1 pseudogene is annotated in these 209 nt (G+C 65.6%); it reads left to right on the forward strand.

Annotated elements, in window-relative coordinates:
* Positions 1-209: pseudogene (locus tag N825_RS40115) on the forward strand (amino acid ABC transporter substrate-binding protein); the annotation flags it as partial.

A 209-nucleotide genomic window follows, 5' to 3' on the forward strand; every position in this document is an offset into this window, starting at 1 on the left:
CCCAGGCCAACGTCGACGACATGCTCAAGTCCGACGATCCGCGCATCGCCCGCTTCCTGGGCACCGAGCCAGGCAACGGCAAGGCGCTGGGGCTGGACGAGCGCTGGGCCTACAACATCGTCAAGCAGCTGGGCAACTACGGCGAGATCTTCGAGCGCAACGTCGGCAAGAACAGCCCGATGAAGCTCGAGCGCGGCATGAACCGCCTG

The organism is Skermanella stibiiresistens SB22 (assembly GCF_000576635.1).
Lineage (GTDB): Bacteria > Pseudomonadota > Alphaproteobacteria > Azospirillales > Azospirillaceae > Skermanella > Skermanella stibiiresistens.